We start from the raw sequence: 24,885 nt of genomic DNA, 5'->3' as shown, positions 1-24,885 counted from the left end.
TTCTCTATAAAAAGAAAATATAAATTCCTGCTACAGGCGACCCAGCAGCAGGTTCGAGATTTGGCCTAGGAATAACGCATTTTGGAAAATGAGAAATTGGAAGGCGGCGGCATTTTATCGAAAAAACCGCCATCCAGCAATCTTTAAGATCGTTTATTGCGTCAGGAAAGGGAGTTTGCGATGCGAAACCGCCCTTGATAATCAAAAATTTTCTCTCTAATTTCCCAATAGCGGTCTTTTTTCCGTGCCACGATAAATTGTGGGTAACGTAATAATGATTGCTGCAAAATAATGTCATTTGCATTATTCCATTTAAATGGAATGCCTGGCGCTCGTTGGTGCTCACGCAAAAAACGGTATTCAAATACACGACGCTGAGAGGGAGTTGTTAAGCGATAACGTTCTGAGACGCTAGTGCCATCTTCATCATAATAGTTTATTTTTATCCATTCACCTTTTGCATCATTACCAGAGATAAATTGCATACCACCACAACGAATAATCAGTGCATCTTTTAATTTTAATGCTGCTTTGAGCATGTCATCAGGATCAGTAAGGACTTCTTGGCACTTTTGGCAACGGCGAGCTGCGATATCATTTTCAGCACCACAGTGGGGGCATTGCTTAAAACGAAAGCGGAACTCACATTGTTGCTTTTGACCATTATCATCTTCTTCCCAGCCTTGGCAACGACGGCCATAGTGCTCAATAATTTGCCCATCAGTAGTACATTTTCCCCAAAACACATTGGCAAATTGGCAAAGAGGGCAAAAAACTTGAACAGGGACACTGGCAGAGTTTGGTTTACTGCAACCGACTTCAGGGCGATATAAATCATGAGGATTACCCGCATAATCTAAAATCAAGCATTGGGTTTTCCCCTGGCAAAGACGTAACCCACGACCAACAATTTGCTGATATAAACTAACTGATTCAGTTGGGCGCAAAATTGCAATCACATCAACATGGGGGGCATCAAAGCCAGTGGTTAGAACAGAAACGTTGACAAGATAATGTAATTCCCTGTTTTTAAATTGATTAATAATAGCTTGTCTATCAGACGCAGGTGTTTCGGCGGTGACTAATGCGGCAGACTTTACTGGTAAATAACCCAAAATTTCTTTTGCGTGCTCGACGGTAGCCGCAAAAATCATACAGCCTTGCAGTGGTGTTGCATATTCAATGATTTGTGCAACAATTTTAGGTGTAATACGTTGTTGTTTTTGCAGTGAAAGGTTTAATTCTTGCTCATTAAAAATACCTGCAGATGTCAACGAAACTTGGCTAAAATCATACTGCAAAACAGGCATATCTAAGCGTTCAGGGGGAACTAAAAACTTATTTTTAATCATGTAATGCAGTGGCAGCTCATAAATACAATCTCGGAAAAAACGGTTTTCATCACCCCGAACTATGCCATGATAATGATATTGGTAAATCCACCCGCTACCTAAACGGTAAGGGGTAGCGGTTAAGCCCAGAATCCGTAAGGCTGAATTGCTTTTTTGTAGATGCTGAATGATTTGCTGGTATTGGCTTTTATCATTCAAACTGATGCGATGGCATTCATCAATAATCACTAATGAAAACTGTCCATTGAAAGCAGCAAGATTACGAGCGACAGACTGTACGCTGCCAAAAACCACTTTATTTTGTGATTCTTTTCGGTTCAGCCCTGCAGCAAAAATATCCGCCTCGAGGCCATAGGCGAGGTATTTACTGTGATTTTGTTCGACCAATTCTTTAACATGGGCCAAGACCAGTACTCGTCCACGGGCAAGACGTGCCAATTCAGCAATCACCAAACTTTTCCCTGCACCGGTAGGCAGCACAATAACGGCGGGCTGAGTGTGTTTGCGAAAGTAGTGGATCGTCGCGTCGACGGCTTCTTGTTGGTATGGGCGTAAGGAAAAAGACATATTGCTCAGTATTGGTTAAAAAAACAGGTGAATGAGGTTAAATTTAATTTAAAACAATGACTCTGTCTAAAGATGTATGTTGTTTCATGGAAACTATCCCTTAACTAGGGTTATTGTTATAATGAATTATGTGATAGTAATCACAGCAACCTTTCATTCTTTATTCTGACAGTTAAGCGTTATTGTACGCTTCGCTGGCAATCCATCAAGTTAAGAGAATCTATGCGACTGGATAAATTTTTGTCCCAGCAATTAGGGATAAGCCGGAGTTTGGTAGCACGTGAATTGCGTGCAGGTCTTGTTACGATTGACGATGAAGTGGTCAAATCAGGAGCATTCCAAGTCACGCTTGACCATGAAGTCGCTTATGATGGAAATGTGTTAGTACAAGTCACGGGGCCGCGTTATTTTATGTTGCATAAGCCCCAGGGGTACATCTGTTCTACCGATGACCCAACACACCCTACCATTCTTTATTTTATTGATGAGCCGCTTGCACAAAAGCTTCATTCTGCGGGGCGCTTAGATATTGATACGACAGGGTTAGTGTTACTCACCGATGATGGACAGTGGTCACATCGCATTACATCGCCTAAACACCATTGTGAGAAAACGTACCGTGTTCAATTAAGTGAAGATATTGCCTCCGATGTTGCCAAACAATTCGAGCAAGGCATCATGTTAAATGGTGAAAAGTACCCAACAAAACCCGCACAACTCGAAATTATCACTCCTCGTGATGTTCGCTTAACTATCAGTGAAGGCCGTTATCACCAAGTTAAACGAATGTTTGCCGCGGTAGGAAATCATGTTTGTGGACTGCACCGTGAGCGAGTAGGGGACATTTACTTGGATGAGACCCTTGAGCAAGGCGAGTATCGCCCACTGACAGATGAAGAAATTAATAGCATTAATGTACCACGTAAATAAAAGCAGGAGTCTATAGCGTGCAACAGCAGCGTTCATCCTATTTGGGGCTGATTTTAATATTAGGTTTATTGTCTATGCTAATGCCGTTGGCTATTGACATGTACCTACCTAGCTTTCCGACGATGATGCAATATTTTAATGTTGATGAGGGGCGGATTCAAATGACGCTCAACAGCTACATTTTCGGTTTTGCGATTGGGCAACTTTTTTATGGACCAATGGCGGACAGCATCGGTCGTAAACCCGTGATTTTGGGTGGAGTAATTGTTTTTGCTATAGCATCGGCTGCTTGTGCAATCACCGAATCAATTGATTCACTTATTTGGTTGCGTTTTTTGCATGGTTTTGCCGCCGCAGCCGCCAGTGTGGTAATTAACGCATTGATGCGTGATATGTTTACGCGGGACGAATTTTCTAGAAGTATGTCATTTGTGGTATTGGTGATGACGATCGCACCTTTATTGGCTCCTATTTTAGGTGGCGAATTGATGCGTTGGTTCTCATGGCATGCGATTTTCTGGAGCATTGCCATTGCGGCAGTTATTGCAGTGATTTTAGTGAGCTTTTTTGTGCGTGAAACATTACCCGTTACGAAAAGGCAAAAATTCCACATTGGCACAACATTACGCCAGTTTGCGACCTTATTTAGGGCAAAGCAAGTTTTGTTCTATATACTCGCGAGTTCATTTTCGTTTGCAGGGATGTTTTCATTCTTAAATGCAGGTGCATTTGTTTATATCGACCTAAATGGCGTTTCTCCTCAACATTTCGGTTACTATTTTGGTATTAACATCATTTTTCTCTTTATTATGACGACTATTAACAGTCGCTATGTTAGGCGCTTTGGCGCAGAGAAGATGCTGTATTTTGGTATTATTATCCAGTTTATTATGGGGATTTGGTTATTAGGCACAACCGCATTTAGTCTTGATTTTTGGACGTTAGTTATTGGCGTCGCCATTTATGTCAGTGGAATTGCAATGATTACATCTAATGCGATGGCTGTGATCCTTGATAATTACCCACATATTGCAGGAACGGTCTCTTCCTTAGCAGGAACGATTCGTTTTTCAATTGGTGCACTAGTAGGAACGTTATTATCACTGATCCCCGCTAAAAATGCGTGGCCGATGGTAGGTTCGATGGTGGCTTGTGTCGCTTTATCGATGCTTTTTGTTTTGTTAGCTAAAAAAGCGAAATAATCTCTGAGTTATCAGCTTCATGGATGAAACTGATAATTTGTTCTCACCTTTTATTTCCCCGAATATTCTTATTTTCCCTTAAGTAATCTCTTATCATTCACATTATATTGAGTTTTTTCAGTGTTACTGTTCGGTAATTTCGATTAGTTTATCATCGGTATTAAATTACGTGATGAAAAATGATCTAAATCAATTATCATTAGTGTGCTTTTTGTTAAATTTATGTTTTTAATGACACCCAAAATGGGATTGACTGAGCTAATTGAAAAATAACTATTCATCAAAAATTTGAATGGTTGTTGCTATTTTTATTTGGTAAATGTAAAAAATAGTTAAATGATTTACCTATCATGTTGAAGGTTGATGTCAAAATTAATTTAATTTTTAATATTTTTAGCAGAAAAATAGACGTGCAATGATTTGCGTCACAAAAATTTAACGACACATCATAATTTTAATGTTATATTTAGGTTCTAATATTTAACATTGTTGTTACTTTTTGTTGTGTTAAAGCTTCGGTTTGAACGAGTAATATTTTGAAGTCAAAAATTGACTTCAAAGAACACACAGGATATAGGGTCATTACTCAATGTTAAGTTTGTTTGCAGGGCTATTTCCTGTAATTAGGCAAAATACCAATTGTTTTAATAGGATATTTTTGTGGAAAAATTAGGTCTTTCGGTGGTGCACAGGCTACCGCAAAGCTACCGCTGGTTATCAGGCAAAATAGGAACAGACGTAGAAGTTGTGCCTATGAATGATGTTGATAGCGATAATCTTGTGGGGCTAAAATTACTTAGTCATGACTGTGCAACAGATTGTATTGCGATGCAGAAACTGTCTGAATCGTTATCCGATATGCAGATTTCAAGTGCTATCCTAGAATGGCAGAAAGAGGTTTGTCTGTTCATTCATGCGAATGATGAATTAGCTGCAATGTGCCGTTTAAAAGCAACGGGTGTTGCAATTGCGGAGCTATCTTCAGGGTTTTATTGTGCTTAGTTAGCTTGAGCTGTAATGTTTTTAATGGGGGAGATATTGTATCTGACTCATTTTGTGGTGGCTAATAAGGGCTAGTATTTATACTGGCGTTAAAAAGATTATTCTACGCAATAATGGCAGTTTTCATTTTTACTTGATAGCAAATATAAAAAAAGCTTCCAATTTTGGAAGCTTTTTTTATGGGTAAGGGGGAGTGTTTTACTGAAAATTAGGAGCCGTTGATAATACGACGACTTGCATAATACCTTTTACTCCAATAACTATTAGACATTTCAGAAACAATGACACCACTGCTGGTTGATGCATGAACAAATTTTTCATCACCAATGTAAATGCCAACGTGTTTCATTGTACGACCTGTTTTAAACAGAACAATGTCACCCACTTTTAAATTATTACGCTTTACGCTTTTGCCTGAAGACTCTTGTTCTGACGTTGTACGAGGTAATTCTACGCCGAATTGTTCAAAGAAGGTGCGTTGAACAAAGCTTGAACAATCAATGCCGCTTTTAGTGGTTCCGCCTAGGCGATAAGCAACACCTTTCCAACTTGCATATTGATTCATGATTTTAGATTTAGTGTCAACACTTTGCACTAATTCTTCAAATTCGTCTTGGGATGCCATTGTTAAAGAGTCGCCTGCAGCACCGTTTAACATGCGAACATCTGATTTAGCAGTATATTGTGTATTTTTTGTCGACTTCGGGTTGGTACATGCTGTGAGTGTTACGGCAATAGCAACTGCCGGAACAATGCGCCAAGCATAGCGCTTAAGTTTTTCAGAGGTTAACATTCTTATATATATCCCTTACCATTTCTTTATCGCATTATTGTGTAAAGAGACACAACAAAACTAAACTTTTCCCTGTGAAAAACGCATTGATAAATAAGAGTGTGCTTTTCGCAGAAAGTGTTTATCACGCCATCTAAATCTTTACTGGATCAGAGGTTTCTTGTGACCTTATTGAGTATAGATGAAAGCTCAATATTTACTAATTCAGTTATTGCTTGAAGTTAGTACCGTAACAGCCCGAATACCAAACCTTTAAGAGCATACATAAACAAAACCGAAATGGCGAGTTAATAGGGGGATAATTTACAAAACATTAGATAAAAGTGCATATGTGCCATTGAGTTATGTGATTGCTGTCATATGTAGCGTATTTTTGCGTATAATTGCGCCGATTATTGATAATGAAATATGATCTTTCTCACATTTATTATTACTCTGTTTCAGTTTATTTACGTAATAAGCTTTTTTTGCACTTCAAATGTAAAGAAGTTTAAATTTATGCAAGGTGAGCTCAAATTTTAGCACGTGTAGAAAGCTAAATTTTGACGGTCAATTCTTCTCTTGGTGGTTAAATAGGCGAGTTTAATTAAGATATGCAATAACTACTGTGTATTTATCAGTATTTATTGAGGGGGGCCTTAAACAATAAAGGAATAATATATAATCACTCCTTTATTGCGTAGAGGGATAAAATTATCGAATAAAAATTAAATAAAAAAGATAATTAAAAATGGATATTTATAATTTGACATGGAACTCTTTGTATAGCCGTTTTTCAAAGTCCGCAAAGCGGCGGTCTAACGTTGAACGTGCAATTGTGGATGAAAAATAATCGAGCGGAATTAAATTAGACGACCCAAGGTTATCGATAATTAAAAATTGGCCATGTGGTTTATAGCCTAATTGATAAACGATATTATAGGTTTTTAGCGCCATGGTGGCGATTGCTTCTTTATAAATAGATTTTTTAAATTGAGCATAAGCAATCTTCATATTTTTTTGATGCTTCAAGTAGGCATTTTTATTTTTTAGATAATAATCTAAAGTATGCGATACATTCCCTGTTTTATCCTTAATTAATTGAAACACGTAACCTAGCCCAAGATTGGTTTCTTGTGTGCCAAAATAGTGGGACACTGTTGTCGCTTGGTATTCCTTTCTATAAAGGCGCTTATAGTACCGCACTTCTCTGAGTGTTTCTTTATCATCGCGGCCTTTTAGGTGAATCTTAATACAAAGCTCATCATAATCTGGGTGCTGGTAACAGGCTCGTTGACGTCCAGAAGCAATTAAGTTAGTCGGTAATAAATTAATTTTGTAGTTGAGTTTTTCATTCATATCTAATAACGCTATTTTTGATACATCGAATACAAATAAATAGAAAAAACACTAATTTCGACGAAGATTGCTATATTTTCGTCTTATTTTAATAGACTTAATTTTATATGTGTTGCAATACGTGTGGTCATTAAAAGTGTGATCTAGTCTAATAATTATATATTGAATATCATCCAATATTAAAAATAAAAAACTACGACCATAAGTGAAATCTCTAGCTGTTCATTAGGAATAAGATGTCGTCCTCATTCAGTTGAACTGAATTATTCATTTAAGAGTAAATAAATTACTAAAAATGACGATAACTTAATTTTAAGAGGAAAATTCTTATGAATGGCTTAGTAAAAAAAACAATATTAACATTTTTAGCAGCGACTACATTAATGACCAGTATCTCAACATTCGCTTCACACAACAGTGGTCAACAACGTTCTAATACTGCGGTTATTCGTTTTACAGGCTCGATTGTTGCTGCTCCATGTGTCATTAGTACAAATCAAAATTTTGTCGAAACAAAGTGTTGGAGTGACTCAGGAAAAGAAAAAACACAGTCTGTTGATGTTTCCAAGTTAAAAATGACAGAACAACTATTACCAAATTTGAAGGGCTCGCAGCAGTTTAACTGGATTAATAAAGAAAAAACGATGGGTATTTACACTGTTAAGTATGATTAATGACAATAAATGAAATGAGGAAGTAGTAGGCTAGGAGAGTATGATGTTAAATAAAAATGTATGCCTATGAGCATGTTGTCCATAGGCATACACATATTAGTATTATTTTATCGATATAAGATTAATCACAACGTCCCATATAGCGGCGTTCAGGGATATGAATACGAATTTTTTCACCACTGGTGAGATATTCAGGAACCTGAACGGTTAACCCCGTCGGCATCAAAGCGGGTTTTGTACGTGCACTGGCGGAAGCACCCTTGATACCTGGTGTTGTTTCAGCAATAACCATATCAACAGTTTGCGGTAATTCTAAGGCTAAAACTTGCCCATCCATTGTTAGAACTTGCATGCCTGGTAACCCTTCTTCAGGGATAAACAGCAGTTCATCTTCAATATCTGCTTTTTTGAAAATATATGGCGTGTAGTCTTCGTTATCCATGAAAACATATTCATCACCATCAATATAAGAAAAGCTGACACCACGGCGAGTTAACGAAATCGTTTCTAAAATATCATCGCCTTTAAAGCGTTCTTCAACTTTCTGGCCCGTTTTGATATCCGTAAAGCGCATTTTGTATAAAGTACTGGCACCACGAGCGCTAGGTGCTTGAATATCAATATCTTTAACGAGTAGTAACTTGCCATTGTAGTTGATTGCTAAACCACGTTTGATTTCGTTGGCCTTGGCCATAAATAACCTTCTTTGGTATTGTCAAAAAGAGTGCGACAAAATTACTCGCACAAACGGGATTAGGCAAGATGTTGAGGTCAATTTTCAGTGAAAATTTTTTGAAAAATAACTGATGGGAAATAATATAGCCCCGCAGGGCTATATTAAGAATGGCAAATTAGTAAATAGGGAGTAGACCAGCTAAGGACATGATGTGCGCAACGGCGTTGATTAAACCAAATAAAATAACAAAACCGATAATAAACATGCCTCCAGGTGCTTTATAGCTATTATTTGGGTAACGTCTACGACTTGCTTTTGCCATTAATGCAGGGACAATCACAGCCCAAATTGTTGCAGCTAATCCAGCAAAGCCAATAGCATAAATAAAGCCATTAGGAAAAATCAGTGCTAAAACGGTTGGTGGCATAAAGGTGACTAAAATAGATTTCAGTCGGCCTTGCTTATCATCAGAGAATTTAAAAAAGTCAGCAATAAAATCAAATAAACCTAATGACACACCTAAGAAAGAACTTGCTAAAGCCATATAGGAAAACAGATTCAAAAATTGAGAAATAAAGCTGCTTTGTGTAGAAATATTCATCTGAGCCAGTAGTGCATCGATATTGTTACCATTTTCTCTGATTTCAATGAATGAAGAGCGTGGAATGTTTCCTTGAATCGCATACTGCCATAAGATGTAAATAACAACAGTAATGATGGCACCGTAAGTTAAGCTTTTCACTACACTACGACTGTCTTTATTATAATATTTCACCAGCCCAGGCACGTTACCATGGTAACCAAATGATGTTAACAAATAAGGCAGCGCAGCTAAGGCATAAGGTAGATATTGTGTTTCGTTTTGCTCTACTTGGTTAAATAAAATTGCGGGCGAAGCCGTTGAGATCATCCCACCAATTGACATGATAAAGGTAATAACCATCCCACCAATTAAAATGGTACTTAACCTATCCACTGCACGGGTAGATAACCAAACAAAGAATGCAACAATGAATGCAAAAACTAACCCCGCTCCAGCTTGTGGAATCTGAATATGTTCTGCTAAGTTTGCGGTAATAATTGAACTGCCTGCAGAAATATAAGCGTAAGTTAGAATATACAGGACGAAAGTCACTGATAAGCTGTTAATGGTGTTCCAACCAGTGCCGAGTAAATCTTTTACTATGGTGTGAAAACTAGCACCCGCTGGATAATTCATATTCGCTTCTAAAATCATTAGCCCAGAAAGTAACATACAAATAAAAGTATAAATTAGCAGGATAACTGAGCCTGAAAACCATACGCCAGAAGTCACCATTGGAATTGAAAACATGCCTGCACCAACAGCGGTACCTGCAATGATCATTGCGCCTCCTAATATAGAAGGGCTTTTTGGTTGTGTTGTCCCATTAACGGCCATGGTGGCTCCTAATAAATTGTTTCACTGTACTAGCTAAATGATACGGTAGTGGCGAAGTCTTGTAAACAACGAAAATAAAATAAACTGAACAATTTGAAAGGGATGGTGAATAAACATACAAATTAATCTAATTTGTATGTTTTATGGGGTGTTAAATAGATTGGTTGTAAAAGCGCTGATTTAGCCAAAGATTGATTGCGTTACGACTTGCCTCAAAATGCGGTTCAGGCAGGGAATTAGGAGAAACCCACATAAGACTTTCACATTTATCGATTTCCATGATTTGCGGTTGTTTATCTCCGTTATATTCAACATGCATGCAAATGGAAACGGTATGTTTACCTTCTTGCTGATAGGTTTGTAAGTTATTGCTGATACCAAATACAGAAGGTGTGGTGATATCAATGCCAATCTCTTCTTTTATTTCCCGAATAGCACAGGCTTCGAATGTTTCACCTGGATCGACATGACCACCAAAAATAGACCAATAGGGTGCATGTTTGCTGCTACGTTTACCTAGTAAAATCTGCCCTTGTTTATTGGTGATAATGACACCGACGCCAACGACGACGTTAATTGACTGAGACATATTTTCTCCCATTTATTTTCATTTTTAGCGTGAGAATTTTGCCATGGGGTCTGAGAAAAACAAGCAGGAAAAAGTATAAATAGCACTGAAAACAACACGTTTTAATGTTATAACTATGGCATACATCTAATGACATGATAATCATGATAAGGGAGATTAGTGGTTATGACTCGCCGGGTTGCTACAATTACATTAAATCCTGCTTACGACCTTGTAGGGTTGTGCTCGTCTATTGAAGTGGGTGAAGTTAACTTAGTCAAAACCGCTAGCCTGAATGCCGGAGGGAAAGGCGTCAACGTGGCGAAAGTGCTGCGTGATCTGGGCATTGATATTACTGTTAGTGGTTTTATGGGAAAAGATAATCAAGAAGAATTTCAACATTTTTTCAGTGAAAATGGTATGGCAAACCGTTTTAGTATGGTGCCTGGACGCACGCGTATCAATGTAAAGCTCACTGAAAATGATGGGAAATCAACTGATTTTAATTTTTCTGGCTTTGATGTGAGTAAAGAAGACTGGAACCGTTTTTCAACTGAATCACTAAATTGGTTAGGTCATTTTGATATGGTCGTGGTGAGTGGAAGCCTACCCAATGGGATTGACCCTGAGGAATTTACCCGTTGGATGACTCGCTTGCGCCAATTGTGTCCATGCATCATTTTCGACAGTAGCCGTGAGGCATTAAAAGCGGGCTTAAAGTCTTCTCCTTGGTTGGTAAAACCTAATCGCCATGAATTAGAAAGTTGGGTGGGCCGCAAACTGCCTGATTTAAAAGATGTGATTGCTGCGGCTCATGAACTAAGAGATAAAGGCATTTCTCACGTTGTAATATCATTGGGAGAAGAAGGGGCATTATGGGTTAATGCTTCGGGCTCTTGGTTAGCTAAGCCGCCTCATTGTGAGGTCATCAGCACAGTAGGGGCAGGCGATTCGATGGTTGCTGGCCTTGCTTATGGGCTGCTCAATGGTGAATCAAGCGAGCACACATTGCGGATGGCAACTGCAATTTCAGCGTTATCAGTTTCACAAGCGGATGTCGGTTTAAAGAACCGCAGTAAGTTAGCTGACATGATGGCTAAGATTGAAATGAAGTCGTTGTAATTTTTGAATATTTGAAAAGAAACCCTGCGTTATTCACGTGGGGTTTTTTGTTAGTGTTTAGACGTTGATTGTTGTGGTTGCGGCAGATTTTCGAATAAAACAACCCCTGAGATATCGATTTTATCTTCGAGTAAGCGTAAATCGCAATGAGTTTGTAGCCGTAGCCAAAACTCGGGGTTACTGCCTAAAGCCGCTGAAATACGGATCGCGAGAGCAGGGGGGAATGCAGTTTTTCTTGAAAGAAAGCGGGAAACAGCCGCGAATGTGACACCAATATTTCTGGCAAATTGCCGAACTCCAACGCCTAAGTCATCTAAGATGTTTGCAACCATAATACCGGGATGGGTAACAATAACCTGTTTCATTAGTGGCAGTCCTCTAGACTTAAAATGTAAGTATCGCCATTAATGAACTCAAATGTAATACGCCAATTTGCACGAACAGTAATTGACCAAATATTGACTCGGTCGCCTTTTAATTGATGAAGGTTAAATGTGAAAATATTTAAATCATCAATAAAGTTTGCGGAATCAATAGCCCGAAGCCTATCATTTATACGTAAAGAATCTTTAGGGGAAATACCTGAAAGTGTCCATTTTTCAAATGGTTGCTTTAGTCCTTTGTGTTTAAATGATTTAATCATATCACCTTCCGTTACGTGACTTGTAACACCTTATTAGGGTGTTACAAGCTGTGCAACATAAAGGTGAGCTAGGCAAATAGAAATGAGCCCTAAATTTTAATAGGACTCTATCAATGTTAGCTATTTTGCTGCGATTTCAACCATGCAATTTCTTGTGGCCAGATGTCTGGGTTGATCGTTTCTAAAATCAGCGGGATCCCATCAAAACGGCTGTCTTGCATAATATACGTGAATGGCACAAAACCAATATTACCTTCACCTAAGCTGTGGTGGCGGTCAACGCGGCTGGCAAATTCGCTTTTAGCATCGTTCAGATGCATTCCTTTTAAAAATTCAAACCCCACAATCTCTGAAAACTGCGTAAATGTTTTATCGCAATCTTCAATCGTGCGTAAATCATAACCTGCGGCAAAGGCATGGCAGGTATCAATACACACACCCACACGGCTTTTATCCTTTACGCCTTCGATAATTTTTGCGAGGTGTGTAAAATCAAAGCCTAAGTTAGTCCCTTGTCCTGCGGTATTTTCAATGACTGCGGTGACACCTTCGGTTTCGGCTAACGCAATATTAATTGACTCAGCAATACGTGCTAAGCAATCATCCACCTCAATTTGTTTTAAATGGCTGCCCGGATGGAAATTCAATAAATCAATGCCAAGTTGTTCACAACGCTGCATTTCATCAATAAAGGCAACTCGTGATTTTTCTAAAGCTTCAAATTCAGGATGGCCGAGATTAATTAAATAACTGTCGTGGGGCAGAATTTGGTGTTTACCATAGCCGTATTTTGCACAGTTTGCTTTAAACTTTTGGATAACCTCTTCACTCAATGGTGCCGCTTTCCATTGACGTTGGTTTTTAGTGAATAATGCGAATGCCGTTGCATTAATCTCATGGGCGCGAATAACGGCTTGATCAACGCCGCCAGAGGCGCTGACGTGTGCTCCAACATATTTCATTTTTGACTCCTTTTTATGGAAGTATGCCATTAATATGCGCACAAATGAAATCAACAAAAAAGCCGCTTAATAAAGCGGCTAAAGTCGGAGGTACATATTAAAAGATATTTTGTATCAGCAGATTAATTAATAAACCACCAATGATTAACCAAGCAAATAAAATCAGTGCCATTAATAATGGTTTAATACCTGCTTGTCGAATTGCGCTTACATGGGTGGTTAAACCTAATGCCACCATGGCCATAGCAAGTAAAATCGTATCTAACGCAATGATTTGTTGGACTAATGCTTGTGGTAGTAAATGTAATGAGTTAAACCCTGCCACTAAGATAAAGAACACGGCGAACCAAGGGATAGTAATTTTGCTTTTTTCTGTTGAATTGCCACTTTTGGCCGCCGCTTTACGGCTTAAAAATGCAGATAAAATAATTAAGAATGGTGCAAGCATCATAACTCTAATCATTTTTGCGATAACTGACGCATTTTCTGCATCAGTCCCAATAGTATGACCAGCGGCAACCACTTGCGCGACTTCATGCACTGTTGAGCCAATATAAATGCCGAATGTTTCTTGGGTCGCTGGGAACCAGCCAAAGTGCGCATTTAATTGGTAAATCCAAGGGTAAACAAAGATACAAATTGTGCCGAAAATGACGACAGTAGAAACCGCAACAGCGACTTTGCTAGCTGACGCTTTCACAACAGGCTCTGTTGCCATAACCGCAGCTGCACCGCAAATACTACTGCCTGCGCCGATCAAAATGGTTGTTTCATCATCTAAACCAAAAACTTTCTTTCCTAGCCAGTAGGCTAATAAGAAGGTTGATGTTAGGGTCAATGCATCAATAATAACGCCAGTGGCACCGACATCAGTAATTTGTTGGAATGTTAAACGGAAGCCATAAAGGATGATCCCTGCACGTAAAAAATAGTGTTTGGCGAATTTGACACCAGTATCACAAGATTTACTTGCTGTTGGGTAAAAGGTGTTACCTACAACAATCCCCAATAAAATGGCGAGTGTTAACGCACCTAGACCTATATCCATAAACCATGATTGTTCACCAAGGTAGATGGCGATAGCCGTTAAAATACCTGCTAACAAGAGCCCTGGTAATAATTTCAAAATAGGGTGAAAGCTATTTTGATTTAGGGTGTGAATGTCGCTTTTATCCATGATAATGCTCTTTATTGCTGCTTATATGATTTGGTAATAAGCATATAATAAAAAATATAATAATTTAAATTGATTGTTTATATATAATCTATCAAAAAAAGTGATTATAAGTTTCTTCTGGAATATTGCTAATAAATCATTAATATTAACAATATTATTACAACGACTAAAAACACGTTGGGGCGACCTTTATGCGAATAACACTTAGGCAACTTGAGGTTTTTACAGAAGTATTGAAAAGTGGCTCCACGACGCAGGCATCTCAATTATTAGCGCTGTCCCAATCAGCGGTCAGCGCGTCGCTAACGGATTTAGAAGGTCAACTTGGCGTTCAGCTTTTTGACCGTGTGGGTAAACGACTTGTTACAAACGAGCATGGAAGACTTCTTTATCCCAAAGCATTAGCTTTATTAGAGCAAGGGGCAGAAGTTGAGCAATTATTCAAAAAAGAGATGGGCGCAGTGCGTCTGGCGGCGAGTACCACAATTGGTAATTACATGTTGCCAGAGATCTTAGCGGGTTACCGCCATGACCATCCTGATATCCCTCTAGAGCTTTTTATTAGTAATACTGAAGAAGTTATTAAAGCGGTGATGGAATTTCGGGTGGATGTGGGACTTATCGAAGGGGTTTGTCATAGCCCTGAATTGATTTCGAAACCTTGGTTGAAAGATGAGCTGGTTGTTTTTGCTTCACCACAAAACCCATTAGCAAACAAAAAGGTGTCATTAAAAGAACTTAAAGACGCACCATGGATTTTACGTGAGCGCGGTTCAGGAACGCGAGACGTGCTTGACCAACTGCTATTTGCACATCTACCAGGTTTCCATATCTTAATGGAACTGGGCAATTCAGAAGCAATTAAACATGCAGTGCGTTTTGGGATGGGCATTAGCTGTTTATCAAGAAGGGTGATAGCCGAGCAACTAGAAAATGGTACTCTAGTTGAGCTTGAGGTAGACGAACTTCAATTAGAAAGAACGTTGTATTTGATTTATCACCGTCAAAAGCATCTTTCGAGTGCGATTACTAATCTTCTAGCCTACTGTAATTAAAAATCCTCGTTATCTTTTAACTTGCCGCGTTGTTGGCTGCAATCGACTATCCAAGTCACATACTGATGTATGCTCCTTGGGTAGTTTCATATGCCGCCTAGCAGCAAGCCAAAACATTTAGAGGATTAGAGACGGTATTTCTTTATTAAAAGCCACGGTTTAATTTTTTGGCAATAACGCGTTTTACTTATAATTCTGCGTGAATTATGAAGGTATCTTATAACAGTGAAGAGTTACTTAGTTCTCACAGCCTATTTTGCTAGAATTCACTCGATATTGGCTGAATAATAAAATACAGGGAACAAATGTCAGAACAACATACCAATACTATCACGCAAGACCGACCACAAAAGTTGCGCCGTGAATTAAAAGCGCGTCACCTTGCGATGATTGCTATCGGTGGCTCTATCGGTACCGGTTTATTTGTGGCATCGGGTGCAACCGTTGCACAAGCAGGCCCCGGAGGGGCACTACTCTCTTATGCCATCATCGGCTTAATGGTCTATTTCTTAATGACGAGCTTGGGCGAATTGGCTGCCTATATGCCAGTTTCAGGCTCATTTGCTACTTATGGCGCAAAATATGTTGATGAAGGTTTTGGTTTCGCATTAGGTTGGAACTACTGGTACAACTGGGCGGTAACCATCGCAGTTGACCTCGTTGCCGCACAATTGGTGATGACCTATTGGTTCCCTGATACGCCTGGTTGGATTTGGAGTGCTATATTCCTTGCTATCATTTTCTTATTGAACTTTATTTCTGTTAAAGGTTTTGGTGAAGCAGAATATTGGTTCTCGCTGATCAAAGTCACCACCGTAATTATTTTTATCGTTGTGGGCGTATTAATGATTTTTGGCATCATGAATGGGGCCGAAAACGCAGGTTGGCATAACTGGGAAATTGGTGATGCGCCATTTGCTGGTGGTTTTTCTGCCATGATCGGCGTGGCAATGATTGTCGGGTTTTCCTTCCAAGGTACTGAGTTAATTGGTATTGCAGCGGGTGAGTCAAAAGACCCTGCTAAAAATATTCCTAAAGCGGTACGTAAAGTATTCTGGCGTATCCTGTTGTTCTATATTTTTGCCATCTTAATTATTAGCTTGATCATTCCTTATACTGATCCTAACTTGCTACGCAATGATGTTAAAGACATTAGCGTGAGTCCATTTACTTTAGTATTTGAAAATGCAGGGTTATTATCAGCAGCGGCAGTCATGAATGCGGTTATCTTAACCGCGGTATTGTCTGCGGGTAACTCAGGTATGTATGCATCAACCCGTATGCTGTATACCTTAGCGCGTGAAGGCAAAGCGCCGCGCATTTTTGCTCGGTTATCAAAAGGTGGCGTACCACGTTATGCATTATTAGCTACGACGGTTGTTGCGGGGCTGTGCTTCTTAAGTTCCATGTTTGGTAACCAAACGGTCTATCTCTGGTTATTGAATACCTCAGGGATGACAGGCTTTATTGCATGGTTAGGGATTGCTATCAGCCATTACCGCTTCCGTAGAGGGTATATTGCACAAGGTAAAGACTTAAATGACTTACCATATCGTTCTGGTTTCTTCCCAATTGGGCCAATTTTTGCCTTTATTTTGTGTTTAACAATAACACTGGGCCAGAACTACCAAGCCTTCTTAGAAGATAATATTGATTGGATTGGTGTTACAGCGACGTATATTGGTCTCCCACTCTTTTTAGCCATTTGGTTTGGTTATAAAATTGCCAAGAAAACAACCTTTATTCGCTATAAAGATATGAGTTTTCCAAGCTACCGCGAGAATTTAAATAAATAATCGGTCATTATTTATGAGTTGAATAACAGCATCCTTTATAGGGTGCTGTTTTTTTGTATATAGCGCAATAAACCCACGATTTGCGGGTTAGTTCTTTTAAATGTTTTGCTTTTCGAGGCAGCTCACACAATTCCATTCGCTATACCCATTATTAAATCAATAATCGTATTGATAAGTATTCTTATTTGCTTTATTGTTACCGCATTAAAATGTAAGTCAATGAGTTTAATTGTGGAGCTTAATACTATGTCGTCGGTAGCCAAGAAGTCAGTAGCTAGGTCGGTAGTAAAGGGAATAGGTTTAGCGTTATTAGCCAGTGCCAGTTTGAGCGCGTGGTCAGCAACAGTGACTGACATGGCGGGAAGAACCGTTGAAGTACCCGATAATGTTAACCGTATTTTACTTGGTGAAGGCCGCCTATTTAGTGCGGTTGCTCTACTTGAAGGCGACAAGCCGATTGAACGTATCGTAGGGTGGCAAGGGGATTTGCGTAAATTAGACCCACAAACTTATGCGGCTTATAAAGCCAAGTTCCCTGCGATTGACAATATCCCATTGATAGGTAATACCAGCGCAGACAGCGTCAGCTCTGAAAAAGTATTAACCTTAAACCCAGATATCGCTATTTTTGGTTTATCAGGCCACGGACCAGGTAAAAACAGCGAATTAGTCAATCAATTGGAAAAGGCAGGGGTGCCTGTTGTTTTTGTCGATTTCAGAGACAACCCATTAGAAAATACCCTACCAAGTATGCGTTTATTAGGTAAAGCACTAAACCGTGAGCAAGTGGCAAATAAATATGTAGATTTTTATGAAAGAAACCAAAAAATTGTCACGGATATCACATCAAAAATCCCAGAAGACAAAAAGCCAAGTGTCTTTATTGAGTTACGTGCAGGCGCCTTTGAAGATTGTTGTGGCACCGCAGGTGACGGTAATATGGGTAACTTTATTGACTTAGCAGGTGGTAAAAATATCGCGAAAGGTGTTTTACCTGGCGCATTAGGCACTATGAATTTAGAGAAAATCATTGCTGCAGACCCGAATATTTATATTGCAAGTGGCGCAAAAGCACCAGGCAGTAAAGATGCGGGCGTACAATTAGGCGCACAAAGTACATTGCAAGATGCTAAAGAAAGTCTGAAAAAGATCACAGATCGTAAAGGCATTCGTTCATTATCCGCCATTAAAGATAAGCAAGATTATGCTATCTGGCACAATTATTATAATTCACCCTATAACGTCATTGCGACACAAGTTTTCGCCAAGTGGTTCTATCCTGAGCAGTTTTCAGGCCTTGATCCACAAAAAACACTGGAAGAATTGCACAGAGAGTTTCTTGCTGTAGAGCCAACTGGTGTATATTGGGTTAGCGAAAAGTAATGAGAGTAGGTAAGAATTAATGAGTATTACAAGCGAGCCAATAGCTGCGGTGGAACAAGCCGCTAAACAGGCTGATGATGGTGTGAAACAACATTATCAAAATATGTTGCGCCGTCGTTTTACATGGATAGTGGTAATTATTGCGGCAATTTTATTGTCGCTGGTTATTGATTTTACGTTAGGACCATCAGGCCTATCCTTAGAGCGATTATGGCAAACCTTGATGACGCCAGAAGCCGTAGATGCAGGGACCCGTGTGATTGTATGGGATATCCGTTTACCTTACGCCTTGATGGCGGTGGTCATCGGTATGTCTCTGGGGTTAGCGGGTGCAGAAATGCAGACCATATTGAATAACCCATTAGCGAGCCCATTTACACTTGGGGTTTCTAATGCGGCGGCGTTTGGTGCTGCACTCGCCATTGTGTCGGGGATTGCGATCCCAGGCGTTCCTGACCAATGGGTGATTTCAGCGAACGCATTTATTTTTGCTTTATTAGCGGCATTAATGTTGGATGCCGTTACTCGCTGGACGCGCGTTGCAACATCAGGCGTTGTTTTATTTGGTATCGCGTTAGTATTTACCTTTAATGCATTGGTTTCGATGATGCAATTCATCGCCACAGAAGACACATTACAAGGCCTTGTGTTCTGGACGATGGGAAGTTTATCAAAAGCAACATGGGTGAAGTTAGGTGTAATGGCGCTGGTTTTTGCACTGATTTTCCCGATTGCTATGATGAGCTCTTGGAAATTAACAGCATTAAGGCTGGGTGAAGACAGAGCGATTAGTTTTGGTATTGATGTCCGTCGCTTAAGACTGACTACCTTATTACGGATCAGTATCTTATCTGCGTTAGCTGTGGCATTTGTTGGGCCGATAGCGTTTATTGGTTTAGTTGCGCCGCACATTGCACGTTTGATTTTTGGTGAAGATCACCGCTTTTATTTACCTGCAAGTGCATTAATTGGTGCGTTGATATTATCGATGGCTTCAATTGCCTCGAAGAACATTATCCCTGGTGTAATTATTCCTGTGGGTATTGTCACCTCATTAGTAGGGGTACCGTTCTTCTTAAGTATTATTTTACGTCATCGAGGTAACGTATCATGAGTGGCCTGATTATTAACCAATTTAATGCGGGCTACCCAAAACGCGCAGTGATTGAGAACCTGACGACGGATGTGTTGCCAAGGGGCAAAATCACCGTATTGCTTGGCCCAAATGGTAGCGGTAAATCCACCTTATTACGTTCATTGGCAGGGTTAAACAAAGCCACGGGGCAATTACTGTTGGATGGCTTAGATCTTACGCAGCAAAATTTTGCCCAGCGTGCACAAAATGTGGTGTATTTACCCCAAACATTACCCGCAGGTGTGCACCTATATGTTTTAGAGTCGGTGATTGTTGCCCAGCGCGCTTCTGGCGGTTTAAGCAATGAAAACCATAAAGACGAAGTGATGCACTTATTGCGCCAATTAGGTATTGAACATCTGGCATTAAGTTATTTAGACCAGCTTTCAGGTGGGCAAAAACAATTAGTGGGTTTGGCTCAATCGTTAATTCGCCAACCTAACTTATTATTATTGGATGAGCCACTGAGTGCACTGGATTTAAATTATCAATATCATGTCATGGATTTAGTGGCGAAAGAAACTAAACGCCGAAATATTATTACTGTCGTGGTCGTTCACGATATTAATATTGCATTGAAACACGCAGAACATGTATTGATGTTAAAACAAGGCAAATTAATTGCACAAGGTGAACCTGCCGAGGTGATTACGCCAGAAAGTCTTGCTGAGGTCTATGGTGTAAGAGGGCGCATAGAACGCTGCTCTCAAGGTGTACCGCAAGTGTTGATTGATGGGCTGGTGGATAAACTCGCCAGTTAATTTGTGATTAATAATAAATATGCTTGTTATTTTGCAAGCATATTTAATAATCCACAGGAGCAGAAATAAAAAAGATTATTAAATATTTACTCACAGAAATTAATTAATAAAGATTAATTACCCACAGGAAATTTAATTGTATTAGGATATGGTTTTTACCATAAATTTCCTATGGGTATTTATTATCCAAATAATAAAAATAATCATAATTATTAGGTTCAAAGAAACCAATGTTGAGCATATCAATTCATATATAAAACAGAATATTTCTTGGAGAGTTGGGAATGGTTGTTTTTAATAAAAGAAAAGTGGCGATTTGTATTATTGCTGCTATCGCTGCATCCCCTGCATTTGCTGATGATAGTAAAGATAAAATCTATGTGACAACAGCATCAGGTTACCAACAGCAAATTGAAGATGCACCAGCATCAATTTCTGTTGTGACGCGCGAACAACTTGAAACGAAAGCTTACCGTGATGTGACTGATGCATTAAAAGATGTTCCTGGTGTTTTAGTTACCGGGGGGGGTAGTAGCTCTGATATTAGCATTCGTGGTATGGATGCTAAGTACACCATGATTTTAATCGATGGTAAACGTGTTGATACACGCAGTACTCGACCAAACAGTGATAATTCTGGCGTAGAGCAAGGTTGGTTACCACCATTACCTGCGATCGAACGTATTGAAGTGGTGCGTGGTCCAATGTCATCGCTGTATGGTTCGGATGCGATTGGTGGTGTTATCAATATTATTACTCGTCGAGTTCAACAAGAGTGGACGACCAGTTTACGTGCAGATACAACATTAACGGAACGTAAAAACTCAGGAAATACAGGTCAAGGCAGCTTCTATACATCTGGGCCATTAATTGATGGTTTACTTGGTGTAAAACTGAATGGGCAATATTCTCACCGTGGTGAAGATAAAAATGAAAATGGGTTCAACCGCCAGATTATGACGAGTGGTGGTGGGACACTATCGCTGACACCAGATGATAAAAACACCTTTGATTTAGATTTTAAAAAAGACAATCAGCACCGTGATTCTCGATTTGGATATTCAAGACCAAGTACCTCAAAAGAGGCGAGTATCGAGAAATTTGAGAATACTCACACAGCTTTGACCCATTATGGTGTTTATGAAGGTGTTTCTACTGATACCTATATTCAACATGATGAATCAAAAAATATCGGCCGTAAAATGAAGGCACAAGATACAACTATTCGTAATCAAAGTGTATTTTTGCTAGGTGATCATAGTCTGAGTTTGGGTGGTCAGTATCGTAAAGAAAAATTAGAAGGTAGCGATAATAAGCTAGCTGCAACTCATGGTGCATCCAATGAGCGTGATAGATACAGTTGGGCTTTATTTGCTGAAGATGAGTGGTTAATGACCAGTGACTTTGCGCTAACGGGCGGTCTTCGTATGGATAAAGACGAAAACTACGGTACGCATTGGACGCCACGTGTTTATGGTGTATGGCATGCTGATGAGCAATGGACAATTAAAGGTGGGGTTTCTACAGGTTACAAGGCCCCAGATTTACGTCAATCGTCAGCAAACTGGGGGCAAGCAACAGGTGGTAACGCAGGGAATGCCGTTATCTATGGCAATCCAGATCTGAAGCCAGAAAAAAGTATTACTGAAGAAATTGGTGTAATTTGGAATAATCAAGACAACATTACAGCAGGAATTACGATTTATAATACCGACTTTAAAGATAAAATCACTGAAGTTAGGCGTTGTGAAAAAAATAATCCGAATTTAAGGGAATGTACTGTTGAGCTTGATGGTCCTGGCGATAATGGTAAAGATCCATACAGATTTATTAGTGATAGAAAGAATGTTGATAAAGCAAGAATGCGTGGTGTTGAGCTAACGTTTAATTGGGGAATTTTGGATAACTTAGAATTTTCCGCGAACTATACTTACACGGATACTGAACAGCGCAGCGGTGTAAATAAAGGTAAGCCGTTAAACAAGCAGCCAAAACATATGGCGAATACCACATTAACTTGGGAAACAACTGAAGATTTACAAACGTGGACACGTATGAATTTCCGCGGCAAAACATCAGACTATCAAGGCCGTGGCGAGAAAATGAATAATGGTACGCCATCTTATGCTTTATTTGATTTAGGTGCTAGTTACCAGTTAAGTAAAAACGCCAATTTAGTTGGTGGTGTATACAACGTATTAGACCGCCGTGTTGATTCAGAGAATTATGGTGCCGAATTAGATGGCCGCCGTTATAATATCGGTATCAACTACAACTTCTAATCGAAAATATTATCTCGATTAATTCAAACCCTTTGGTTTGCGCCAAAGGGTTTTCTGTATCTCACCAAATCCAGCTGTGAAAATAAATAAAAAGTGTTTTTTAGAGTGAGAAAATAATGGGAAAAACGCAGTTATTAGTTACCTCGCCAAAATAGGATAAAACATCAAAATTTCTCATCGGAAATAGGGCTATTTGTTAACAATTTAACTTGCTATTTGGGGTTATGGCGTGCAAAATGCGCGAACTAAAAAATAACTGATGCTCAATAAACTTAAGCATCGGTTTTTTTGTTTTTAGGAACGTTCATTCTAGCGGGGCCGGACATAGAGCCGGAGAGATAATTTTAATATTTACGTGTAGCAAACATTTTACGCTACCGATTTGAGGAATGCTTTTATGGCTTACTTTTTCGCTATCGCAGCAGGGCCAAGCGGCCGTCGTTGCCGCATCGATGACTACGGAGCTCTGCGCAGCTTCGCACACACTCTTCTAGCCTCTTCTACGTTTTTTTCTGCCTATAGGCAGATGCAAAGTCTTCCCAGTAACTGTCGATTAAGCCGAAGTAGCTTGCAATCGAAAGTTATGGGAGGGCTTAGACATGCCAAATAATTCAATACCTTTATCCATCGGTCCAAACCAAACTGGCGCCAATAACCGTGTGCAACTTGCGAAAACCTTAACCTTGGTGCAAGTCGTGATGATCGGTCTGGCATACATCCAGCCAATGACTATCTTTGATACATTCGGCATGGTATCGGACAAAACAGGTGGACACGTCCCGACTTCATACATTATTGCACTGGTTGCGATACTGTTTACTGCTCTGAGCTACGGCAAGCTGGTGAAACGCTTCCCATCTGCTGGCTCGGCGTATACCTATGCTCAAAAATCAATGAGCCCACACATTGGTTTCCTTGTGGGTTGGACATCATTGCTGTCCTATATTTTTATGCCAATGATCAACATTTTATTGGCTAAAATTTATTTACAAGACATTTTCCCTAACGTGGAACCCGCGATATTTGTTGTCGGCCTTGTCATTGTTATGACCGCAGCAAACTTACGTGGTATCAACGTGATTGCTAATTTAAGTACGGTTATTGCGATTATTCAAATCGGTGTGATGGCAGTATTTACAGGGCTGGTGATCCACGGTGTTTCTAACGGTGAAGGTTCGGGCGAAATTTGGACATTCAACCCATTTGCCAATGAAAAGACAGAAATGATCCCATTGATTGCTGGGGCAACCATACTCTGCTTCTCATTCTTAGGCTTCGATGGTTTAAGTTCACTATCGGAAGAAACGCCAAACGCAGGTAAAGTGATCCCTCGCGCCATTTTCTTAACGGCATTAATTGGTGGAATTATCTTTATCACGGTTTCATTCTTCTTACAGCAATACTTCCCAGACGTATCACGCTTTAAGAATATCAATGAGACGCAGCCTGACATTATGCGCTTTGTTGCTGGGGCATTCTTCCAATCAATTATTCTGGTTTTCTCATGCGTAACAGTATTGGCTTCTGGTATGGCGGCTCACGCAGGAAGTGCGCGTTTAATGTACGTAATGGGTCGTGATGGTGTATTCCCAGAGAAAGTATTTGGTTATGTCAGCCCGAAATGGCGTACACCAGCGTACAACGTATTAATGGTCGGTGTTTTAGCATTAGGTGCAATCTGGTTTGAAATGGATTTTGCGACCGCGTTAATTAACTTCGGTGCATTAATCGCGTTTACCTTTGTAAATATTTCGGTGATCAGCCAGTTCTTTATTCGCGAACGCCGTATGACAGGTATCAAAAACATTGTTAACTATTTGATTTTACCTATTATCGGTACACTAACAGTATGCGTTTTATGGTTAAATATTGAAGAAGATTCAATGGTTTACGGCTTGATTTGGACGGCTGTTGGCTTAATCTATATGGCAGTATTGACGCGTATGTTTAAGCGGCCTATGCCGCAAATGAGCGACATCTAAATATATTCTTCATATTTCACGCTGTAGCGGTGTTGCGTTCTCAAAACGACATGGGTCACATACTT

23 protein-coding genes are annotated in these 24,885 nt (G+C 39.6%); 13 read left to right on the top strand and 10 right to left on the bottom strand.

Annotated features, from left to right (window positions below):
• Positions 1-161: 161 nt before the first annotated feature.
• Positions 162-1,919, bottom strand: a complete 1,758-nt coding sequence (locus PSF27_RS15325) for a DEAD/DEAH box helicase (RefSeq protein ID WP_272681808.1) — start codon at positions 1,917-1,919, stop codon at positions 162-164.
• Positions 1,920-2,141: 222 nt separating this feature from the next.
• On the opposite strand from PSF27_RS15325, the gene rsuA reads away from it, so the two are divergent.
• The 3 genes from rsuA to PSF27_RS15310 all read left to right on the top strand — a co-directional run bounded on the left by rsuA (position 2,142) and on the right by PSF27_RS15310 (position 5,053).
• Positions 2,142-2,849, top strand: coding sequence for a 16S rRNA pseudouridine(516) synthase RsuA (gene rsuA, locus PSF27_RS15320; RefSeq protein ID WP_272681807.1), 708 nt, complete (start codon positions 2,142-2,144; stop codon positions 2,847-2,849).
• A 17-nt stretch (positions 2,850-2,866) separates the two neighbouring features.
• Positions 2,867-4,051 carry a Bcr/CflA family multidrug efflux MFS transporter gene (locus PSF27_RS15315; RefSeq protein ID WP_206082287.1) on the top strand — a complete coding sequence of 395 codons (1,185 nt, stop codon included), beginning with the start codon at positions 2,867-2,869 and terminating at the stop codon, positions 4,049-4,051.
• Positions 4,052-4,711: 660 nt separating this feature from the next.
• Positions 4,712-5,053: a hypothetical protein gene (locus PSF27_RS15310; protein WP_206082286.1), complete on the top strand. Its 342-nt coding sequence runs from the start codon at positions 4,712-4,714 to the stop codon at positions 5,051-5,053.
• A 208-nt stretch (positions 5,054-5,261) separates the two neighbouring features.
• Here PSF27_RS15310 and mepS read toward each other — a convergent pair whose 3' ends face one another.
• Positions 5,262-5,846 (bottom strand): bifunctional murein DD-endopeptidase/murein LD-carboxypeptidase, encoded by a 585-nt coding sequence (gene mepS / locus PSF27_RS15305; RefSeq protein ID WP_206082285.1) that lies wholly within the window; start codon positions 5,844-5,846, stop codon positions 5,262-5,264.
• 738 nt (positions 5,847-6,584) lie between these two features.
• On the bottom strand, positions 6,585-7,184 hold the full coding sequence (locus PSF27_RS15300) for a YrbL family protein (protein ID WP_272681806.1): 600 nt from the start codon (positions 7,182-7,184) through the stop codon (positions 6,585-6,587).
• Positions 7,185-7,513: 329 nt separating this feature from the next.
• Here PSF27_RS15300 and PSF27_RS15295 point away from each other — a divergent pair, with 329 nt between their 5' ends.
• Positions 7,514-7,858: a hypothetical protein gene (locus PSF27_RS15295; protein ID WP_272574075.1), complete on the top strand. Its 345-nt coding sequence runs from the start codon at positions 7,514-7,516 to the stop codon at positions 7,856-7,858.
• A 121-nt stretch (positions 7,859-7,979) separates the two neighbouring features.
• Here the strand turns inward: PSF27_RS15295 and yeiP are convergent, their stop codons facing one another.
• The 3 genes from yeiP to PSF27_RS15280 form a co-directional block, all read right to left on the bottom strand.
• Positions 7,980-8,552 carry an elongation factor P-like protein YeiP gene (gene yeiP, locus PSF27_RS15290; RefSeq protein WP_206082282.1) on the bottom strand — a complete coding sequence of 191 codons (573 nt, stop codon included), beginning with the start codon at positions 8,550-8,552 and terminating at the stop codon, positions 7,980-7,982.
• Between the two features lie 157 nt (positions 8,553-8,709).
• A complete protein-coding gene (gene mtr / locus PSF27_RS15285) occupies positions 8,710-9,954 on the bottom strand; it encodes a tryptophan permease (RefSeq protein WP_206082281.1) in 1,245 nt (414 codons plus the stop codon).
• Between the two features lie 151 nt (positions 9,955-10,105).
• A complete protein-coding gene (locus PSF27_RS15280) occupies positions 10,106-10,543 on the bottom strand; it encodes a nucleotide triphosphate diphosphatase NUDT15 (RefSeq protein WP_206082280.1) in 438 nt (145 codons plus the stop codon).
• A 165-nt stretch (positions 10,544-10,708) separates the two neighbouring features.
• Here PSF27_RS15280 and fruK point away from each other — a divergent pair, with 165 nt between their 5' ends.
• Entirely contained in the window at positions 10,709-11,644 is a 936-nt protein-coding gene (gene fruK / locus PSF27_RS15275; protein WP_206083006.1) for a 1-phosphofructokinase, read from the top strand.
• 50 nt (positions 11,645-11,694) lie between these two features.
• Here fruK and PSF27_RS15270 read toward each other — a convergent pair whose 3' ends face one another.
• The 4 genes from PSF27_RS15270 to PSF27_RS15255 form a co-directional block, all read right to left on the bottom strand.
• Positions 11,695-12,009 carry a HigA family addiction module antitoxin gene (locus PSF27_RS15270; RefSeq protein ID WP_272681805.1) on the bottom strand — a complete coding sequence of 105 codons (315 nt, stop codon included), beginning with the start codon at positions 12,007-12,009 and terminating at the stop codon, positions 11,695-11,697.
• Entirely contained in the window at positions 12,009-12,287 is a 279-nt protein-coding gene (locus PSF27_RS15265; RefSeq protein WP_272681804.1) for a type II toxin-antitoxin system RelE/ParE family toxin, read from the bottom strand. The genes PSF27_RS15270 and PSF27_RS15265 overlap by 1 nt, the downstream gene beginning before the upstream one ends.
• Positions 12,288-12,403: 116 nt before the next feature.
• Positions 12,404-13,249, bottom strand: coding sequence for a deoxyribonuclease IV (gene nfo / locus PSF27_RS15260; protein ID WP_206082278.1), 846 nt, complete (start codon positions 13,247-13,249; stop codon positions 12,404-12,406).
• 97 nt (positions 13,250-13,346) lie between these two features.
• The gene (locus tag PSF27_RS15255; RefSeq protein ID WP_272681803.1) at positions 13,347-14,426 is read right to left on the bottom strand and encodes a YeiH family protein; all 1,080 of its coding nucleotides are present in this window, start codon (positions 14,424-14,426) and stop codon (positions 13,347-13,349) included.
• Between the two features lie 191 nt (positions 14,427-14,617).
• On the opposite strand from PSF27_RS15255, the gene yieE reads away from it, so the two are divergent.
• The 8 genes from yieE to PSF27_RS15215 all read left to right on the top strand — a co-directional run bounded on the left by yieE (position 14,618) and on the right by PSF27_RS15215 (position 24,820).
• A complete protein-coding gene (yieE, locus tag PSF27_RS15250; protein WP_272539616.1) occupies positions 14,618-15,481 on the top strand; it encodes a DNA-binding transcriptional regulator YeiE in 864 nt (287 codons plus the stop codon).
• 305 nt (positions 15,482-15,786) lie between these two features.
• Positions 15,787-17,277 carry an amino acid permease gene (locus tag PSF27_RS15245; RefSeq protein ID WP_206082275.1) on the top strand — a complete coding sequence of 497 codons (1,491 nt, stop codon included), beginning with the start codon at positions 15,787-15,789 and terminating at the stop codon, positions 17,275-17,277.
• A 246-nt stretch (positions 17,278-17,523) separates the two neighbouring features.
• On the top strand, positions 17,524-18,660 hold the full coding sequence (locus PSF27_RS15240) for an ABC transporter substrate-binding protein (protein ID WP_206082274.1): 1,137 nt from the start codon (positions 17,524-17,526) through the stop codon (positions 18,658-18,660).
• A gap of 19 nt (positions 18,661-18,679) precedes the next feature.
• Complete coding sequence (locus PSF27_RS15235) at positions 18,680-19,774, top strand: FecCD family ABC transporter permease (RefSeq protein ID WP_206082273.1); 1,095 nt, start codon at positions 18,680-18,682, stop codon at positions 19,772-19,774.
• Positions 19,768-20,556 (top strand): ABC transporter ATP-binding protein, encoded by a 789-nt coding sequence (locus tag PSF27_RS15230; RefSeq protein ID WP_206083004.1) that lies wholly within the window; start codon positions 19,768-19,770, stop codon positions 20,554-20,556. The genes PSF27_RS15235 and PSF27_RS15230 overlap by 7 nt, the downstream gene beginning before the upstream one ends.
• A 284-nt stretch (positions 20,557-20,840) precedes the next feature.
• The gene (locus PSF27_RS15225; RefSeq protein ID WP_272681802.1) at positions 20,841-22,838 is read left to right on the top strand and encodes a ligand-gated channel protein; all 1,998 of its coding nucleotides are present in this window, start codon (positions 20,841-20,843) and stop codon (positions 22,836-22,838) included.
• Between the two features lie 397 nt (positions 22,839-23,235).
• The gene (locus PSF27_RS15220) at positions 23,236-23,448 is read left to right on the top strand and encodes a hypothetical protein (protein WP_272681801.1); all 213 of its coding nucleotides are present in this window, start codon (positions 23,236-23,238) and stop codon (positions 23,446-23,448) included.
• Entirely contained in the window at positions 23,438-24,820 is a 1,383-nt protein-coding gene (locus PSF27_RS15215) for an APC family permease (RefSeq protein WP_206082271.1), read from the top strand. The genes PSF27_RS15220 and PSF27_RS15215 overlap by 11 nt, the downstream gene beginning before the upstream one ends.
• The last annotated feature ends 65 nt before the right edge of the window (positions 24,821-24,885 follow it).

Origin of the sequence: Providencia sp. PROV129, from assembly GCF_028482245.1 — a bacterium.
Lineage (GTDB): Bacteria > Pseudomonadota > Gammaproteobacteria > Enterobacterales > Enterobacteriaceae > Providencia > Providencia vermicola.
The sequence above is the reverse complement of the archived record's forward strand: the minus strand, read 5'-3'. Positions and strand labels throughout refer to the sequence as shown.

What these genes read in the sequence shown, in the direction of transcription:
- PSF27_RS15235 (WP_206082273.1), top strand. Translation starts at nt 18,680, where the DNA reads ATGAGTATTACAAGCGAGCCAATAGCTGCGGTGGAACAAGCCGCTAAA.
- PSF27_RS15295 (WP_272574075.1), top strand. Translation starts at nt 7,514, where the DNA reads ATGAATGGCTTAGTAAAAAAAACAATATTAACATTTTTAGCAGCGACT.
- PSF27_RS15240 (WP_206082274.1), top strand. Translation starts at nt 17,524, where the DNA reads ATGTCGTCGGTAGCCAAGAAGTCAGTAGCTAGGTCGGTAGTAAAGGGA.
- PSF27_RS15265 (WP_272681804.1), bottom strand. Translation starts at nt 12,287, where the DNA reads ATGATTAAATCATTTAAACACAAAGGACTAAAGCAACCATTTGAAAAA.
- rsuA (WP_272681807.1), top strand. Translation starts at nt 2,142, where the DNA reads ATGCGACTGGATAAATTTTTGTCCCAGCAATTAGGGATAAGCCGGAGT.
- PSF27_RS15220 (WP_272681801.1), top strand. Translation starts at nt 23,236, where the DNA reads ATGGCTTACTTTTTCGCTATCGCAGCAGGGCCAAGCGGCCGTCGTTGC.
- mtr (WP_206082281.1), bottom strand. Translation starts at nt 9,954, where the DNA reads ATGGCCGTTAATGGGACAACACAACCAAAAAGCCCTTCTATATTAGGA.
- PSF27_RS15280 (WP_206082280.1), bottom strand. Translation starts at nt 10,543, where the DNA reads ATGTCTCAGTCAATTAACGTCGTCGTTGGCGTCGGTGTCATTATCACC.
- PSF27_RS15215 (WP_206082271.1), top strand. Translation starts at nt 23,438, where the DNA reads ATGCCAAATAATTCAATACCTTTATCCATCGGTCCAAACCAAACTGGC.
- PSF27_RS15325 (WP_272681808.1), bottom strand. Translation starts at nt 1,919, where the DNA reads ATGTCTTTTTCCTTACGCCCATACCAACAAGAAGCCGTCGACGCGACG.
- nfo (WP_206082278.1), bottom strand. Translation starts at nt 13,249, where the DNA reads ATGAAATATGTTGGAGCACACGTCAGCGCCTCTGGCGGCGTTGATCAA.
- yeiP (WP_206082282.1), bottom strand. Translation starts at nt 8,552, where the DNA reads ATGGCCAAGGCCAACGAAATCAAACGTGGTTTAGCAATCAACTACAAT.
- mepS (WP_206082285.1), bottom strand. Translation starts at nt 5,846, where the DNA reads ATGTTAACCTCTGAAAAACTTAAGCGCTATGCTTGGCGCATTGTTCCG.
- PSF27_RS15225 (WP_272681802.1), top strand. Translation starts at nt 20,841, where the DNA reads ATGGTTGTTTTTAATAAAAGAAAAGTGGCGATTTGTATTATTGCTGCT.
- PSF27_RS15270 (WP_272681805.1), bottom strand. Translation starts at nt 12,009, where the DNA reads ATGAAACAGGTTATTGTTACCCATCCCGGTATTATGGTTGCAAACATC.
- PSF27_RS15255 (WP_272681803.1), bottom strand. Translation starts at nt 14,426, where the DNA reads ATGGATAAAAGCGACATTCACACCCTAAATCAAAATAGCTTTCACCCT.
- PSF27_RS15300 (WP_272681806.1), bottom strand. Translation starts at nt 7,184, where the DNA reads ATGAATGAAAAACTCAACTACAAAATTAATTTATTACCGACTAACTTA.
- PSF27_RS15245 (WP_206082275.1), top strand. Translation starts at nt 15,787, where the DNA reads ATGTCAGAACAACATACCAATACTATCACGCAAGACCGACCACAAAAG.
- yieE (WP_272539616.1), top strand. Translation starts at nt 14,618, where the DNA reads ATGCGAATAACACTTAGGCAACTTGAGGTTTTTACAGAAGTATTGAAA.
- fruK (WP_206083006.1), top strand. Translation starts at nt 10,709, where the DNA reads ATGACTCGCCGGGTTGCTACAATTACATTAAATCCTGCTTACGACCTT.